Here is a 16,692-nt window from a genome sequence, read left to right as displayed (position 1 = left end):
TTAAATCTAAAGTTAATAAGGGCTTACCCAAAAGTTGTGATGACATCAAGAGTATTTCCAGAACCTGCTGAACCAGAGAGAGCAGAGTTACTCTTATCGTGTATAAATTCTTCAATTTCATCTTAAGCAATGGGTTAATTTGGCGGCAAACGGCGTATGGTTGCGTATTTGAAGGCCTCTAAATTCTCTCAACGATAACTTGCGCTTACACTCCTCTGTATTGCTTATGACGGAAAGTTCACATTGGCACTCATTATCGGCATCTTATATTACTTGCACAATACTAATCGGCCACCTTAATCGAGTAAAACCCCATAGTATCAAATTCGAGACAATCACTCGTTAAGATACCAATAGACACAACCCTATTGACAATAAACTCAATTAAAGAGGTTGTTTTTTCGTATAACACCTATTTATTTGTATGTGAATTGTTAATAATTGTTATGTTTGACATGTATGGTTTGTGAAACACATGTTTCATTCTCAAGAAACCAAGGTGGGGAATTGGTGCAATTTGTACATTTAACACTCAATATGTTTTTAAATTAGGAAGAGGTAATGCAACTCGTTGAAACCGTTAAAATTTAAGGTGACTCAAATTTAAGTACGATACGTCTTTCGTTAGTGAGGAGAAATAATTAATCTGGAGAAGGTCCGGTACTAGAAAATATATCGGATTAGAATGAAATGGAGCTCGTTGAAAGTCGCTATACACTAAGCAACAATGCCGACGTTAGCCGGCATTGAAAGCAACACTACAAAATTAAGTTTATTGATGTACTGAACGAGCTTTAGCGGCGACAGCCTGTCGACCGATAGCGTAAGTCAAACTGATGACGAGTGTACTTGCTAGCATGACACCAAGGCCAAATTGAACTGCGCCACCTTGTGCTTCTGCACCTTGCACTAAACCATGTGAAACACTAAACAACGCAACAGCGGCTATCGCCATCACACTTTTCGTTCCGCCTTTTTTTAACGCAACTAAAGCCAATGGCAGTCCTAAGATCGATGTTGTGACTAACGCTTCCACAGAACTCGCCCCACCCCAAGAAAGACCAATAATGTAACCACTCGCGATCGCAGCCATAATAACACCAGAAATCTTGCTTGCATTACGGAACGTGAACTCAGAAAGAAACAAGCCAATCAATGCCATAGCTAACAGATGATCCCATCCAGTTAATGAGTGTAATATGCCCTCGACAAAACTTCCGTGTGCGCTATGACCTGTATGCGCAAAACTGCTACTACTCACCAAAACCAACCCTACAGACAAACCTCTTAATAATCCCTTCATATACTTTTTTCCTTATACTTCTGTAACTTCAATCACGACGTCGCGCTTCTCTAACATGCCGCGTTCAATAATAAAATCGATAACAACTTCTAACCCATCTCCACGAATCAAGTTCGTAAATACGAAGGGCTTGTTACCACGCATCTTTTTCGCATCTCGGTCCATTACCTCAAGTGACGCATTAACCATGGGGGCAAGATCCGTCTTATTGATAATCAACAAATCTGATTTGGTGATTCCAGGCCCACCCTTACGCGGTATTTTATCTCCTGCGCACACATCGATCACGTACAACGTCAAATCAGATAACTCTGGGCTAAACGTCGCGCTTAGGTTATCACCGCCACTTTCGACCAAAACAAATTCAAGTTTTGGGTGACGATCTTGCAGTTCATCAATCGCCGCTAAATTCATAGATGCGTCTTCTCGGATCGCCGTATGGGGACATCCGCCAGTTTCTACCCCAAGAATTCTATCGGCTTCCAGAGCTTCATTACGCAATAAAAATTCGGCATCTTCTTTGGTGTATATGTCATTAGTCACAACAGCAAAGTCGTAGTGCTGACGCAACGTTAGACATAACTGGCGTAATAATGCGGTTTTACCCGAGCCAACAGGGCCGCCAACCCCAATTCGTAGACATTGAGAACTCATGGTTAACTCCTAAATAATCGTGAATATTGAGTTTCATGCCAGGCACAAGCCATGGCAAAATTTGGCAGAGTCAAGCCGATCGCTTCGTCCTCTACCTTAACCCCTTTTAATAAAACTTGTTCAATTTGTGGCATCAATACCAGTAATACTCGTTGTGCAGAGGTTTGGCCAAGCGGCACTGTTTTACACGCTACTGTAATTTGATTTTCTAACCAAGACCAAAGCCAACCTGTAACCGCTTGTTCGGCTGAGACACCAAAATGCTGGCACGCCTTAGCGAACAATGGCAAATAGCTCATACCTTTTGCTTCAGGCGGTAATTCAACATCCAAACTCTTTAGCAATCGAAAAAAAGTTTGGCCCAACATTCGCTCTTCTTGTACCAACTCCGCGGTTTCACGATTGGCAAGCAACACAGCTTGCCAATGCTCTAGAGCGACGAGATCGTTGTTCTCCCATGCGTGATAACAACGAATCAATAGCGGAACTTCAAGATGTACTTGTGCAAAATTTAATATTGGTTCTAACCACTCTTGGAGCGAAGCCTCATCCGTTACCCACTCCAACTCAACCGCAGTTTCCAAGCCCTGACTGTAAGCGAATGCGCCGATAGGTAAGCTTGGGCTGCTGAGGTGTAACAGTGAAAGCAGAGATTGAACATTCATTAATGGCTATGCTCCCCGTGACTATGGGAGTGGCTATGGGAATGATCACTATGTGAATGTCCATGCGAATGCCCACTACCGTGATACGCCCCATTTTCTGGATTAAACATACCTTTATGGTGGCGACATTCGAGTCCAAACAGCTCAACCATCTCTTCTAGAACATGATCCGGCTGAAAGCGAAGCCACTGTTCACCAATTTCCATGGGGACATGACGGTTCCCCATGTGATAACACGCTTTAGAAAATGAAATCCAATCTTTTGCAACCGCGGTAACAACTTGCTCTTCTTTGGCGACAACTTGGAATACTTTGCCGCATTCTGTAAACAGACAATCTCCGTGTTGCAATACATCACCGCGCGGAAGAAAAATACCGACATCGTGTCCTTTGTGGCTCTCTGTTCTAAAACGTCCACGTTGGCGCATTTCGTACGCTAACACAACCGAATCCAGAACTTCGCCATGATGGTGATCAGATCGACTTACTACTCGAAACATACTCATTATCCTTCTAGTAAATGCGTGTTTAGAACAACGTATAACGTTGGGCCAATGGCAATTCAGTTGCCGGATCACAACTCAATAACGCGCCGTCAGCTCTCACTTCATAAGTTTGCGGGTCGACGGTAATCGTTGGCATATAATCATTGTGAATCATGTGATTTTTAGTGACATCCCGGCAGTTTTTACACGCGACGAGTTCTCTTTGTAAGCCAAGTGATTCTCTTAGACCATTTTCTGTCGCCGCTTGGCTAGTAAAGGTTACCGAGGTTGCAGAGGCAGCAGAGCCAAAGCCGCCAAACATGTAACGATAATGAACTGGCTGAGGCGTTGGAATCGACGCATTTGCATCTCCCATTGGTGCAGCTGCTATAAAGCCACCCTTAATGATCAGAGCAGGTTTAATTCCAAAAAAAGCCGGTTTCCATAAGACGATATCAGCCATTTTACCAACTTCCAATGAACCAACCATGTGTGATACTCCATGGGCTATCGCTGGGTTAATCGTGTATTTAGCGATGTAACGTTTTGCGCGAAAGTTATCCGCTTCAATCTCTTTATCTTCTTCAAGATAACCACGTTGTACTTTCATTTTGTGAGCCGTCTGCCAGGTTCGACAAATCACTTCGCCAACACGCCCCATGGCTTGAGAATCTGATGCAATCATCGAGAATGCCCCCAAATCATGCAGAATATCTTCAGCAGCAATGGTTTCTTTACGAATCCGAGAATCGGCAAACGCAACATCTTCGGGAATATTTGGATCAAGGTGATGACATACCATCAGCATATCCAAATGTTCATCAACCGTATTCACAGTGTATGGGCGAGTTGGATTCGTTGAGGAAGGCAAAACGTTGGGTTGGCCACAAGCAACGATAATATCTGGCGCGTGTCCCCCCCCCGCACCTTCGGTATGGTAAGTATGAATGGTTCGATCTTTAAATGCCGCGAGTGTGTCTTCAACAAAACCAGACTCATTGAGTGTGTCGGTATGGATAGCGACCTGAATATCGTATTGTTCGGCAACCGATAAACAATTATCAATAGAAGCTGGTGTGGTTCCCCAATCTTCATGTAGCTTCAAGCCACATGCACCTGCTTCTACTTGCTCAGCGAGTGGCTCGGGCAAGCTTGCATTGCCCTTACCCAAGAAACCAAAGTTCATTGGCATTTGATCGGTACTGCGGAGCATTTGCTGCATATTCCACGCGCCCGGGGTACAGGTGGTTGCATTCGTCCCGGTTGCAGGACCAGTACCGCCACCAATCATAGTCGTCGTTCCCGACATCAGTGCTTCTTCAATCTGCTGAGGACAAATAAAATGGATGTGCGCGTCAATAGCGCCCGCGGTAACAATGTGGCCTTCACCGGCAATGACTTCGGTGCTCGCACCAACGTTAATTGTTACATCGGGTTGAATGTCTTTGTTGCCTGCTTTACCGATGGCGGCAATCTTGCCATCTTTAATTCCGATATCCGCTTTAACGATACCCCAGTGATCAAGAATCAGCGCATTAGTAATCACACAGTCGACCACTTGATCACGACACAATTGACCTTGTCCCATACCATCACGGATCACCTTACCACCGCCAAATTTCACTTCATCGCCATATGTCGTGAAATCTTTTTCGACTTGAATAAACAGCTCTGTATCTGCAAGTCTGACTTTATCGCCGACAGTAGGGCCGTACATATCTGCGTACGCACGACGAGAAATTTCTGCCATTATTTGTTCTCCCTAACCATTTTTGTCTAGTGATATCACTGTCAAAGTTTGCCCATCACATCGCCACGGAAACCGTAGATGGTCTTGTCACCATCAATCTCAACCAACTCAATATTACGAGTTTGTCCAGGCTCAAAGCGCACCGCTGTACCAGCGGCAATATTCAAGCGCATGCCCTTAGTTTTCTCTCGGTCAAATTCAAGTGCGGGGTTGGTTTCAAAGAAATGATAATGACTGCCAACTTGCACTGGGCGATCACCATGATTAATTACGGCAATTTGTTCCGTTCTACGGCCTTTGTTAAGCTCGATAGAGTCGGTTCCCAAAATATATTCACCAGGATTCATCATTCCTCCTATTGAATTGGATTATGGACGGTAACCAGTTTGGTTCCATCGGGAAATGTGGCTTCGACTTGGACTTCTTCAAGCAGTTCGGCGATTCCATCCATTACATCGTTTTTACTGAGTAATGTTCGTCCTTCACTCATTAATTGCGCAACCGACTTTCCATCGCGCGCCCCTTCCATAATCGCTGCTGAAATATAAGCCGATGCTTCAGGGTAATTAAGCTTCACGCCTCGTGCTAAACGTCGCTCTGCAACCAAAGCCGCAGTAAAAAGCAGAAGCTTATCTTTATCTCTTGGAGAGAGTTCCATGTATTATTCCTCTAGCCAGGTGGTTTTCTATCGTTCTTATCCTGATAAACCAAGTTGTTAGGTATACCAAATACGGGGGGCACAAGCTGGTCGCTCTAATAGGGTTGGACGAACCAACTCCCAACACTGACGCAATTGCTGCTGTGCTTGCTCACTACAATCGCCAAGATAACGAACCAACAATACATTCAAGCGATAGGTAATGCTTAAACACCCTTTTTGGTCCGCTTGAAAATGCGTTCTAAGTTGATTGACCATCTCATTGCCCTGTTCTATACCAGTTTGTTCCAAACCAACGATCGCCAATGTTCCCGAGACTAAGTGGCCATTGAACCCACTTACTGCCGTTAATAAGGGATCGTCTGCCGCAAGAAATTGACGTTCAAGTAATATCGGTTTGCCATCTTGATATATAGAAAGACGTTGTTCGACACTGCCATGAACAAACGGAAGGTGACTTTTCGGTCGGCCCAAACAGAACACATCGATGCCAACAAATTTGGCATTGCCGTATAAGTTGACTTGGGTACTCAGTTTGCCATGTGCGCCATCAAATACGATGGTTTCCATTGGCATCCATTCACAAACGGCATGATCGACTTCAATGTCGACATGCTGTTTTTGCTCAATCGCTTTGCTGTCAGCTTTGTAAATTTTTCCTGCCGATGGTGTTGTGATCAGTGCATGACTGTCGGTTTGGCAATGAATATGAATACTAAGATCATCACCGGAAACCAGCCCACCCGGTGGATGAAGCAAATACACATGACAAACGTCGTCTTCTGGATAAAAAGGGCGTTGCACGCGCAGTGGTCCATGAAACTCCATGTGCTTCATTCGTGTCTTATCCGCGGCTTTATCAAATCCTAACGACAAATACGCTGGCCAATGGCGCTGAGCTTGGGTAGACATATCAAAGGTATTACTCATATCCATTACACCGTTAAGTATTTTTTTACGAGCTCGTCACTGAGCTCACCCATCTCGCCCATTGCAACCTGACGTCCTCGGTCCAATATGCAGAAGTTGTCGGCCACTTTGCGGGCAAAGGGTAGCTTCTGCTCCACTAGCAATACGGTTAATCCGATCTCCTTATTTAGTCGTCGGATAATATCGCCAATTTCAGCAACGACATTGGGTTGAATACCCTCTGTGGGTTCATCAAGGATCAGTAATTTAGGGTTGATCACCAAGGCTCGACCAATCGCCAACTGCTGCTGTTGACCACCCGATAAATCACCACCTCGACGATGTAACATCTCTTTCAATACAGGAAACAACTCATAAATAAATTCAGGGACGTGTTTGGCTTTATCGCCACGCATTGGCAACCCAATCCGTAAGTTTTCTTCTACAGTGAGCAGGGGAAAAATCTGACGCCCTTGCGGTACATAGCCAATCCCCATCGAAGCTCGTTTTTCTGCAGCGCTCGTCGCAATGTTGTTACCCAAAAAGTTAATTTCGCCACTCTTGGTCGGAAGAAGCCCCATAATGCATTGCAATAATGTCGTTTTACCTACCCCGTTACGCCCCATAAGCACGGTGCATCGACCTTCTGGAATATGCATATCGAGGTCCCACAGCGTGTGACTTTGGCCATAAAATTGGTTTAAACCTTTAATCTCAATCATGCCTCTTCTCCAAGATACACTTCGACCACTTTTCGGTTACTTTGAACTTGATCCATCGTCCCTTCGGCAAGCACATGACCTTGATGTAACACTGTCACGTCTCGTGCGATGGAACGAACAAAATCCATATCATGCTCAACCAAAATAATGGTTCGTTCGCCAGCAAGAGAAGTGAGGAGTTCTCCGGTTCGGTCCATCTCTTGGTGTGTCATTCCTGCCACCGGCTCATCGACCAAGAGCAACTTCGGATTCTGCATCAACAACATTCCAATCTCTAACCACTGTTTTTGCCCATGAGATAACGCGCCAGCCAACAAAGTGCGTTGGTCATAGAGCCCAACCTGCTTGAGTACGTGATCAATATGATCCATTTCACTCGACGTTAGCGTGGCGAATAGACTCGACATCACCGTTTTCGGGCCCGCCATGGCCAACTCTAAGTTATGAAACACACTTTGGCTTTCAAATACGGTGGGCTTTTGAAACTTGCGACCAATCCCCGCTTGCGCAATCTCAGGCTCATTCATCGACAACAAATTGATGTTTTGACCAAACCATGCACTACCACAATCAGGACGAGTTTTACCGGTAATGATATCCATCATCGTGGTTTTCCCCGCTCCATTTGGGCCTATGATGCAACGTAACTCCCCTTCTTTGACGTACAAATTCAAGTCATTAATCGCCTTAAAACCGTCAAACGAAACACTAATACCTTCGAGATAGAGCAAATAACCTTGCCCAACGGTAAGCATTGGATTTACTACTGGCTGCATGAAGTCGTAGACATGGTTACGATCGGTTAAGGCTTTGGCATAATCCACTACACTCATGACTGAACCTCTTTGCGTTTAATAAGACCTGTGACCCCATTAGGTAGGAATAATGTAACAAAAACAAACATGGCACCAAGGCTAAACAACCAAACTTCCGGTAATGCTGCGGTTAGATAAGTTTTGGCGTAGTTCACTGCCAGAGCCCCCACTACCGCACCATATAAAGTTGCTCGCCCACCTAATGCAACCCACACAACCAATTCGATTGAATTGAGCGGTGAAAACTCTGAAGGGTTAATGATTCCAACTTGTGGAACGTACAAAGCCCCTGCTATCCCTGCTAACACCGCAGAAAAAGTAAATATCGCTAGCTTGATATATTCCACTTTATACCCAGTAAAACGAGTCCTAGATTCGGCATCTCGCACGGCCATCGCAACGCGCCCCAAACGGCTCACCACAATAAATCGGCAAGCAATGTAACCGAGCCCTAACGCAATGCCTGATAATCCAAATAAAGTAAGGCGCGTCATATCAGATTTAAGGTCGAATCCAAGTATGTCTTTAAAGTCGGTTAAACCATTATTACCGCCAAATCCCATCTCATTGCGGAAGAATGCCAAGAGCAATGCATAAGTCAGTGCCTGTGTAATAATGGATAAATACACTCCCGTTACCCGAGAACGAAAGGCAAACCACCCGAAGACAAACGCGAGTAAGCCTGGTGCTAGAACCACCATCAACATAGCGAACCAGAATTGGTCAAAACCTTGCCAGAACCATGGTAATTCTTGCCAATTTAGAAACACCATGAAATCAGGTAACTCTGGATTTCCATATACACCACGGTCGCCAATTTGACGCATTAAGTACATCCCCATGGCGTAGCCACCAAGTGCAAAAAATGCCGCGTGCCCAAGGCTTAAAATACCTAGGTAACCCCATACGAGATCGACGGCAACCGCCAACAGTGCATAGGTTAAATATTTACCCATTAAAGTGATGGTGTAGGTTGAAATATGCAGTGCGCTACCCGGTTCAAAAAATAGGTTCAAACTCGGAACTAGGCAAAGAGCAGCACTCAACACGATTAAAAACATTAAGGTAGAGCGGTCGAACAATTTTGATTGAAGATTCATTTTTAGCCCTCCGCTGAGCGACCTTTCTGAGGGAATAAGCCTCTAGGTTTCTTCTGAATAAATAGAATGATAAAGACCAGTACAAGGATCTTCGCCAATACTGCACCTGCCCACGGTTCGAGAACCTTGTTCGCAATCCCAAGCGACATTCCTGCGACGAGCGTTCCCCACAAGTTACCCACGCCACCAAACACCACCACCATAAATGAATCGATGATATAGGCTTGTCCAAGATTTGGACCAACATTGGTTAATTGACTGAGGGCAACACCCGCAATACCTGCGATACCCGAGCCTAAACCAAATGTCATGGCATCAACCCACTCAGAACGAACTCCCATCGCTCGAGCCATACTTCGGTTTTGCGATACGGCACGAACTTCAATTCCTAAACGTGTGTATCGCAGCACCATAAACAGCAGTGCAAAAACAATTAAGCAAAACACAATAATGTAGAGTCGGTTAAGTGTGAGACTTAGCAATGGGTTAATTTCAATCACGCCTTGCATCCAATCTGGAGTTGAAACTGAGCGGTTCAAAGGTGAGAAAATAGTTCGTACCGTTTGCTGAAGAATCAAACTGATACCAAAGGTAGCGAGTAAGGTTTCAAGTGGACGACCATAGAGAAATCGCATCACACCGCGTTCGATTAAAATACCGACAAACCCCGACACTAGAAAAGCAACCGGTATCGACAACACAACAGCCCAACCAATATGATTTGGCATCAGCAACTGCATCATATATGTGGTATAGGCCCCTAGCATGATCAGTTCACCATGCGCCATGTTAATCACGCCCATTACACCGAATGTGATCGCCAAACCAATTGCAGCTAAAACCAACACCGAGCCTAGGCTTAAACCAAAGAACAGGGTTTCTCCTAAATTGGCGATATTGGCTCGTTGCTCGATAAGACCTAACGCCTTATTCGTCGCGTCAGCAAGCTCATCACTCGGCTCTTTTTCTAAAAAGCGAGTGAGTGCATTTCGTGCAGTCGGTTGATAACTTTGTCCTAATAGCTCAATTGCCTGTGCTTGCTCACTTTCTTGCTCCGACGTATTGAGTTGATAAATCGCCATAGCGGTATCGAGTACATCAATAACACTGGAATCCTGCTCTGTTTGACGCGCGTTGTTTAATAGAGCGTATCCAGATTCATCCAGCGAGCCCATTAATTGCGTCACTGCCGCGATACGGACATCGACATTAGGGTGAGAAATATTTAACCCTGCCAACGTCGCCTTTATTTGGCCTCGTAAGCGGTTATTAATGCTTATTTTTTTAACACTTCTGGATTTAACCGATGTGGTCGCATCTTCTGTGAGTAATGGTCTTATGGCGTAACGACCACTTTTCTTATCGACAACCTCTACCAGTGTTTTCTTTGATTTGTCGAGATAGATACTCCCGTCCAATAACAATTCTAGAACGGTGATCGCTCGCGCATCTTGACTCTTACCAAGTTCGGTGACTGCAAGGGTAATTTCTTTGAAATCGCGCGTTGTAAGGCGCTCGAGTTGTTGCTCAAAATCAGAGGTGGCTGCACTAACAAATGGTGCGCAGCAAAGAAGTATTGTGGCGAAGAGAGTTATCAAAGATGAACTCCAATGCCGAAATTGTTTTATTAAGTACTGAAAAATAGTGAAAGACATCACTGACATACCTCAGGTTAAACGAATAATTCTTCTTCATAAAACAGTATCGATACATACTCGAGTTGAAGGAGAAATAATAAACTGGCAAGCTGCAAAGTGGTGACAGCGTAACTATAGATATCACTGTCACCACATTTTGCAAAATTACGTTTAACGTTGGGGAACTCTTACGAGAACTCCTTAGCTAATTTAGAAGTTCTGGCCAGAACATTTTCCTGTTGTGATGTTGTAGTTACCACAAGAAAGAGGTTGTCTCCAATCTGAAATCAGGTCTTTTGAACCAGGAAGATAATCAGACCAAGCATCGCCAGGAACTAAGCCAGATGTTTCCCAAACCGTTTCAAATTGACCATCGTCTTGAATTTCACCAATAAGAACGGGCTTCGTAATATGGTGGTTTGGCATCATCGCAGAATAACCGCCAGTCAAGTTAGGTACCGTCACACCAATCAGTGCATCGCCGACGACAGATGGATCCGTTGTTCCAGCTTTCTTAACCGCTTCTACCCACATGTTAAAGCCAATATAGTGCGCTTCCATTGGGTCATTTGTTACACGCGCTTCATCTTTAATAAACGCATGCCACTTATCAATAAACTCATCATTGACGTCGGATTCAACGCTCATGAAGTAGTTCCACGCCGCTAAGTGACCAACAAGTGCAGATGTATCCATACCTGACAATTCTTCCTCACCAACAGAGAAAGCAACCACTGGAATATCATCTGCTGATACGCCTTGGTTCCCTAATTCTTTGTAGAACGGAACGTTAGCATCACCATTGATGGTCGAAACAACGGCGGTTTTCTTGCCAGCCGATCCAAACTTCTTAACGTCGGATACGATTGACTGCCAGTCCGAATGACCAAACGGGGTGTAGTTGATCATAATGTCTTCTTCAGCCACGCCTTTCGATTTTAAATATGCTTCTAAAATCTTATTGGTGGTACGTGGGTAAACGTAGTCTGTACCCGCTAAAACCCAACGCTCGACACCTTGGTCGAACAAATAATCAACCGCTGGAATGGCTTGTTGGTTTGGCGCAGCACCAGTGTAGAATACGTTTTTCGACGACTCTTCACCTTCATACTGAACTGGGTAGAACAGTAGACTATCAAGCTCTTCAAATACCGGAAGAACTGACTTACGTGATACGGAAGTCCAAGCACCAAATACAGCTTCTACTTTCTCTTTTGATATTAGCTCTCGTGCTTTTTCTGCAAACAATGGCCAGTCCGACGCTGGGTCAACAACAACGGCTTCGAGCTGCTTACCAAGAAGGCCGCCCTTTTTATTTTGCTCATCAATAAGCATTAGCATGGTGTCTTTTAGCGTCGTTTCACTGATCGCCATAGTGCCAGATAAAGAGTGGAGAACGCCTACCTTGATAGTGTCTTCAGCCATTGCATGACCACTAAGTAGCGTTGCCGCTAGTACTGAAGTCGCGAGAAAATTCCTTTTCATTGGTCTTCTTCCTTCCATTCGTTTTGAAATAACAACATTAAGTATCGGGGGTTGGTTCATTTCATGATGAACACAAAATTGAACTGGAATTAGTATTTACCACTTTAGACAGAATGGGTATGCGCAGTTAGGGCACAAAAACTACGTAGAATGACGCATAGTCTTAATAAAACGACCGCGGTATAATCGCGCGTTAGTAGGTTATCGTTACATTTGCTCTATCAAGGAAGATAGTACAGTAGTATGGAAAAAGTCCCGGTAACACGACGCCGTTATAACAAACTCGTCGCCAACGAATTACTCGAAGATTTCGCGTTACGTTTTACTGCAAAACGAGCGCGCAAGTGGTCGGCAAGCTGGATAGCCAATACAGCCCTCGGCATTGTCTCTTTCTTAGTGTTAGAAGCTCTTGGCGGCACCATCACTCTTAATTACGGTGTCACAAACTCCCTATGGGCTATTTTTGCTGTCGCCATCGTGGTGATCTTTTCTGGTATCCCCATCTGTTACTACGCAGCCAAACATGGGGTTGATATCGACTTACTCAGCCGTGGTGCGGGGTTTGGCTATATTGGCTCGACGATTGTTTCTCTGATTTATGCTTCTTTTACATTCATTTTCTTCGCTCTTGAAGCAGCAATCATGTCGATGGCCATTGAGTTACTATTTGGTATTCCTTTACCCGTTGCCTATATCATTAGTGCGGTTGTTGTTATTCCACTGGTTATTCTTGGAATTACCAATATCGGCCGCTTTCAAATGTGGTCGCAACCCATATGGCTACTGCTGCAAATCGTACCTCTAATGTATGTATTCACTCACGCCGATGCTGATATTGACCAATGGCTTGACTATGCCGGAATCAATGATTCTGGTAGTGAGTTTAATTGGCTTTTATTTGGCTCAGCGTCTGCGGTTTTGCTATCCGTTGTCGCTCAAATTGGTGAGCAGGTCGACTTTCTTCGATTTCTACCCGAAAAAGAAAAATGTGGCAAAGTTAAATGGTGGAGTGCCATGTTACTCGGCGGTCCAGGGTGGATGTTATTTGGCTCAGCAAAATTGGTGCTTGGTAGTTTTTTGGCATGGCTCGCAATAAGCCATGGCGTACTGCCTAACCTAGCTGGCGATCCCTCTCATATGTATTACACAGTGTTTACCTATACCTCGGATAATACTCAGTTTGCGATCGTGTGTGCTGGGCTATTTGTCATCATTTCTCAGCTTAAAATCAACGTTGCAAATGCTTATGCCGGCTCATTGGCATGGTCAAATTTCTTCTCGCGCTTAACCCACCATCATCCCGGTCGTGTCGTATGGATGGTGTTTAATGTCATTATCGCGCTTTTACTCATGGAACTTGGTGTCTATCAGCTAATTGAGGAAACACTGCAGGTATATTCTGTCTTGGTATTGGCATGGATTGGCTCTATCGTCGCCGATTTAGTCATCAACAAACCACTTGGGTTAAGCCCCAAAACTATCGAATTTAAACGCTCGAAGCTATATGACATCAACCCTGTTGGCGTAGGTTCAATGATCATAGCCTCGGTTATTGGTATATTTGCACACCTCAACAGTTATGGCGAAATATTCAAAGCCTTTGCGTCATATATTGCTTTTCTTTTACCATTTGTGACAGTGCCACTTATTGCCTTGCTGACCAAGAGCCGTTACTACCTTGTTGAATCCGAGACGACGATTGTTACAGATAAAGAAGAGCACGAGTGCAGTGTCTGCGAGCTACATTTTGAACATGAAGATATGGCTTGGTGTCCTGCGTATGGAGGTCATATTTGCTCACTTTGCTGCTCTCTAGATGTTCGTTGCCACGATCAATGTCGCCCCGACGCCACGATTAACGCTCAAACAAAACAGCTACTTGCCCCTTACATGCCGCAACGCTGGATTGATGGCCTTTCATCCACCGTCGCTCAGTTTATCGGCGTGATGATAATTGTCAGCGCGGCAATGGGAGCAATACTCGCCCTTGCCTATGCACATGTTCCACAATTGGATTCTGCTCAAATGGAAGCGGTATCAAGCGGGTTGTTGAAAGCATTTGCTTTGTTACTTATCCCCATTGGAATCGTAAGCTGGTTGTTTGTTCTTGCACGAACAAGTAATCGCACAGCATTAAAAGAGGTTCAAGCTCACACGGTCCTTCTAACAACAGAAGTCAACGCGCACCAAAAAACGTCCTTAGCGTTAAAGCAAGCGAAGAAAAGTGCTGAAACTGCGAATAATGCAAAGAGTCGATATTTGGCGGGTCTAAGTCATGAGCTACGCACACCATTAAACGTCTTACTTGGGTATGCTCAGCTATTAAGCAATGATCAAAAATTGGATGAGCAAACACGCCAGTATGCCGAAATCCTGAAGCGAAATGGCAAGCATCTGTCCGATCTCATTGAAGGATTACTCGAGATTTCAAAAATAGAAGCTGGACGACTTGAACTTCATAGAGACGAATTCAGTCTCAGCGTCTTATTGGATCAATTAGCTGATATGTTCTCAATGCAGGCAACACGGAAAGGTATTGAATTTGAATTCGAGATCGCTAGCCATGTTCCTGTGTTTGTTGCTGCGGACAAACAACGTTTACGCCAAATATTAATTAATCTATTAAGCAATGCGATTAAATACACAGAGAGTGGAAAGATAACGTTTCGTATCGACTATCGCAATCAAGTAGTACGCTTTACTGTTCAAGATACCGGAGTCGGGTTATCCAAAAGTGAATTGCTGCAGATATTCAAACCCTTTGAACGCATTCAAAATGAAGCTACAAATGCGATACCGGGTACTGGCTTAGGGTTAACCATCTCAAATGCGTTGGCCGATATGATGGGGGGCGAAATATCCTGCACAAGTCAAAGCGGGTTCGGCAGTGTATTCGTATTAAAGTTAATGCTACCTGAGGTTAGTAATCAATTGCCCGAACCGGAACTCATTAACGAAGCAGTAACTGGCTATCTGGGTAACCGAAAAACGATTTTAGTCGTCGATGATATAGAGGATCAACGCTTGCTGATTCAGCGTATCCTCACCCCTCTTGGTTTTAATGTTCTTACTGCTGATAGTGCTCAGCAGGCTCTTTCACTCGTAAATTCTCAGACAATTGACCTGTTTATGCTCGATATTTTCATGCCACAAGTTAATGGTTGGCAACTCGCTATTCAGCTTCGAAAACTTGAATGTAAACAACCTATTTTAATGCTATCGGCCAATATCCAAGAATTAGAAACCAACAACCAGCTCTTACGTTATCACAATGATTACCTTACCAAACCAGTGTCGATTTCCTTGTTGCTGGCAAAATTGAGCCGCTTGCTCGATATTGAGTGGTGTTATGATGAAAGTAGTGTTCGAAACGCTTATGTCGACAACGACGTCTGCCATACCATACCGACAAAGCAGCAATTAATAATATTACGCGAGCAAGCTGAAATAGGATTTATGTCCGGATTTAGCCAAACTCTTACGACGATAGAACAAAATCAAAGTATCTCGCCAAGTTTAATTAAATACTTCAAAGAGGAAGTTCAAAACTGCCATTTTGATAACATCATCATCCACATTAACGGACTATTAAATGAGCATTATCCCGAGTAATAATATTATTGTTTTGGTTGTGGATGATTCCCCCGAATCACTGGGAATGTTAAACGCCACGCTCAATCAAGCAGGGCTCACGGTGCTCGTGGCATTGAGCGGTCAGCAAGCGCTGTCGATCGTCGAGCGAGTTCAACCCGATGTAATTTTGCTTGATGCGATGATGCCAGAAATGGATGGGTTTGAAACCTGCATCAAACTCAAGGAACAACTGCCTGCTACACCGATTATTTTTATGACCGGGCTTGATGATTCTAAACACGTTATTCAAGGTTTTGAGTCAGGTGGCACAGACTATATTACTAAGCCAGTGGTCCCCGATGAAGTACTGGCAAGGATCCGCGTTCACAGCCAATCCGCGCAATTAGCTAAATCCGCACAAGCTGCACTCGACTATGCTGGTCAGTATATTTTCTGCGTATCCAATAACGGTAATCTTGAATGGGCAACTCCTCATGCCCAAGAGTTGCTCAATGAACTTGGTGAAGAGAGCTCTGATACTTGGCAAACCATCCAGCAAGATATTGCGCTTTGGTTAATGCAAACCCCTGAATCTACGCCATTGATTCTCAAGCAGTTCACCCCAAATTTAGAAGCCCACTATGCGGGTAATTACAATAGCTTGCATTCATTGGTGCGTATTTCTACACCAAAGAAAACAGGTTCAGAACAGGATTTGCAAGCCGCACTGGGGTTAACCAAACGCGAGTCTCAAGTTTTGTATTGGCTATCTTTTGGTAAAACAAATTGGGAAATCGCACAAATCCTAGAAATGAGCCCGAGGACCGTTAACAAGCACTTAGAACAGGTATACAAGAAATTAAACGTAGACAACCGCACCGCAGCGGCGAGTGTTTCCATCCGAATTTTAGAAGGAAACTAAATTTAAATAACGTC

At 44.3% G+C, this 16,692-nt stretch carries 15 protein-coding genes; 2 read left to right on the top strand and 13 right to left on the bottom strand.

The window, feature by feature from the left end; translation table 11 throughout:
* Positions 1-772: 772 nt before the first annotated feature.
* The 13 genes from ACXJY6_RS08195 to urtA form a co-directional block, all read right to left on the bottom strand.
* A complete protein-coding gene (locus tag ACXJY6_RS08195; RefSeq protein WP_458768024.1) occupies positions 773-1,303 on the bottom strand; it encodes a HupE/UreJ family protein in 531 nt (176 codons plus the stop codon).
* Between the two features lie 12 nt (positions 1,304-1,315).
* Positions 1,316-1,957 (bottom strand): urease accessory protein UreG, encoded by a 642-nt coding sequence (gene ureG / locus ACXJY6_RS08190; protein ID WP_458768023.1) that lies wholly within the window; start codon positions 1,955-1,957, stop codon positions 1,316-1,318.
* 2 nt (positions 1,958-1,959) lie between these two features.
* Positions 1,960-2,622 (bottom strand): urease accessory protein UreF, encoded by a 663-nt coding sequence (locus ACXJY6_RS08185; protein WP_458768022.1) that lies wholly within the window; start codon positions 2,620-2,622, stop codon positions 1,960-1,962.
* Positions 2,622-3,122, bottom strand: coding sequence for an urease accessory protein UreE (gene ureE, locus ACXJY6_RS08180; protein WP_458768021.1), 501 nt, complete (start codon positions 3,120-3,122; stop codon positions 2,622-2,624). Before ureE ends, ACXJY6_RS08185 begins: the two co-directional genes overlap by 1 nt.
* A gap of 28 nt (positions 3,123-3,150) precedes the next feature.
* The gene (ureC, locus tag ACXJY6_RS08175; RefSeq protein WP_456049649.1) at positions 3,151-4,857 is read right to left on the bottom strand and encodes an urease subunit alpha; all 1,707 of its coding nucleotides are present in this window, start codon (positions 4,855-4,857) and stop codon (positions 3,151-3,153) included.
* A 41-nt stretch (positions 4,858-4,898) separates the two neighbouring features.
* A complete protein-coding gene (locus ACXJY6_RS08170; protein WP_456049648.1) occupies positions 4,899-5,204 on the bottom strand; it encodes an urease subunit beta in 306 nt (101 codons plus the stop codon).
* An 8-nt stretch (positions 5,205-5,212) separates the two neighbouring features.
* Positions 5,213-5,515, bottom strand: coding sequence for an urease subunit gamma (gene ureA / locus ACXJY6_RS08165; protein WP_458768020.1), 303 nt, complete (start codon positions 5,513-5,515; stop codon positions 5,213-5,215).
* Positions 5,516-5,572: 57 nt separating this feature from the next.
* Positions 5,573-6,445: an urease accessory protein UreD gene (locus ACXJY6_RS08160; RefSeq protein ID WP_458768019.1), complete on the bottom strand. Its 873-nt coding sequence runs from the start codon at positions 6,443-6,445 to the stop codon at positions 5,573-5,575.
* A 5-nt stretch (positions 6,446-6,450) separates the two neighbouring features.
* Positions 6,451-7,146 (bottom strand): urea ABC transporter ATP-binding subunit UrtE, encoded by a 696-nt coding sequence (urtE, locus tag ACXJY6_RS08155; protein ID WP_458768018.1) that lies wholly within the window; start codon positions 7,144-7,146, stop codon positions 6,451-6,453.
* Positions 7,143-7,979 carry an urea ABC transporter ATP-binding protein UrtD gene (gene urtD / locus ACXJY6_RS08150; RefSeq protein ID WP_458768017.1) on the bottom strand — a complete coding sequence of 279 codons (837 nt, stop codon included), beginning with the start codon at positions 7,977-7,979 and terminating at the stop codon, positions 7,143-7,145. The genes urtE and urtD overlap by 4 nt, the downstream gene beginning before the upstream one ends.
* Complete coding sequence (urtC, locus tag ACXJY6_RS08145) at positions 7,976-9,061, bottom strand: urea ABC transporter permease subunit UrtC (RefSeq protein WP_458768016.1); 1,086 nt, start codon at positions 9,059-9,061, stop codon at positions 7,976-7,978. Before urtC ends, urtD begins: the two co-directional genes overlap by 4 nt.
* A gap of 2 nt (positions 9,062-9,063) precedes the next feature.
* A complete protein-coding gene (gene urtB, locus ACXJY6_RS08140) occupies positions 9,064-10,716 on the bottom strand; it encodes an urea ABC transporter permease subunit UrtB (RefSeq protein WP_458768015.1) in 1,653 nt (550 codons plus the stop codon).
* Between the two features lie 192 nt (positions 10,717-10,908).
* Positions 10,909-12,183: an urea ABC transporter substrate-binding protein gene (gene urtA / locus ACXJY6_RS08135; protein ID WP_458768014.1), complete on the bottom strand. Its 1,275-nt coding sequence runs from the start codon at positions 12,181-12,183 to the stop codon at positions 10,909-10,911.
* A gap of 243 nt (positions 12,184-12,426) precedes the next feature.
* On the opposite strand from urtA, the gene ACXJY6_RS08130 reads away from it, so the two are divergent.
* Entirely contained in the window at positions 12,427-15,795 is a 3,369-nt protein-coding gene (locus ACXJY6_RS08130; RefSeq protein WP_458768013.1) for a hybrid sensor histidine kinase/response regulator, read from the top strand.
* Positions 15,776-16,678, top strand: coding sequence for a response regulator (locus ACXJY6_RS08125; protein WP_458768012.1), 903 nt, complete (start codon positions 15,776-15,778; stop codon positions 16,676-16,678). The genes ACXJY6_RS08130 and ACXJY6_RS08125 overlap by 20 nt, the downstream gene beginning before the upstream one ends.
* The last annotated feature ends 14 nt before the right edge of the window (positions 16,679-16,692 follow it).

Source organism: Vibrio phycocola (assembly GCF_054404255.1).
The sequence above is the reverse complement of the archived record's forward strand: the minus strand, read 5'-3'. Positions and strand labels throughout refer to the sequence as shown.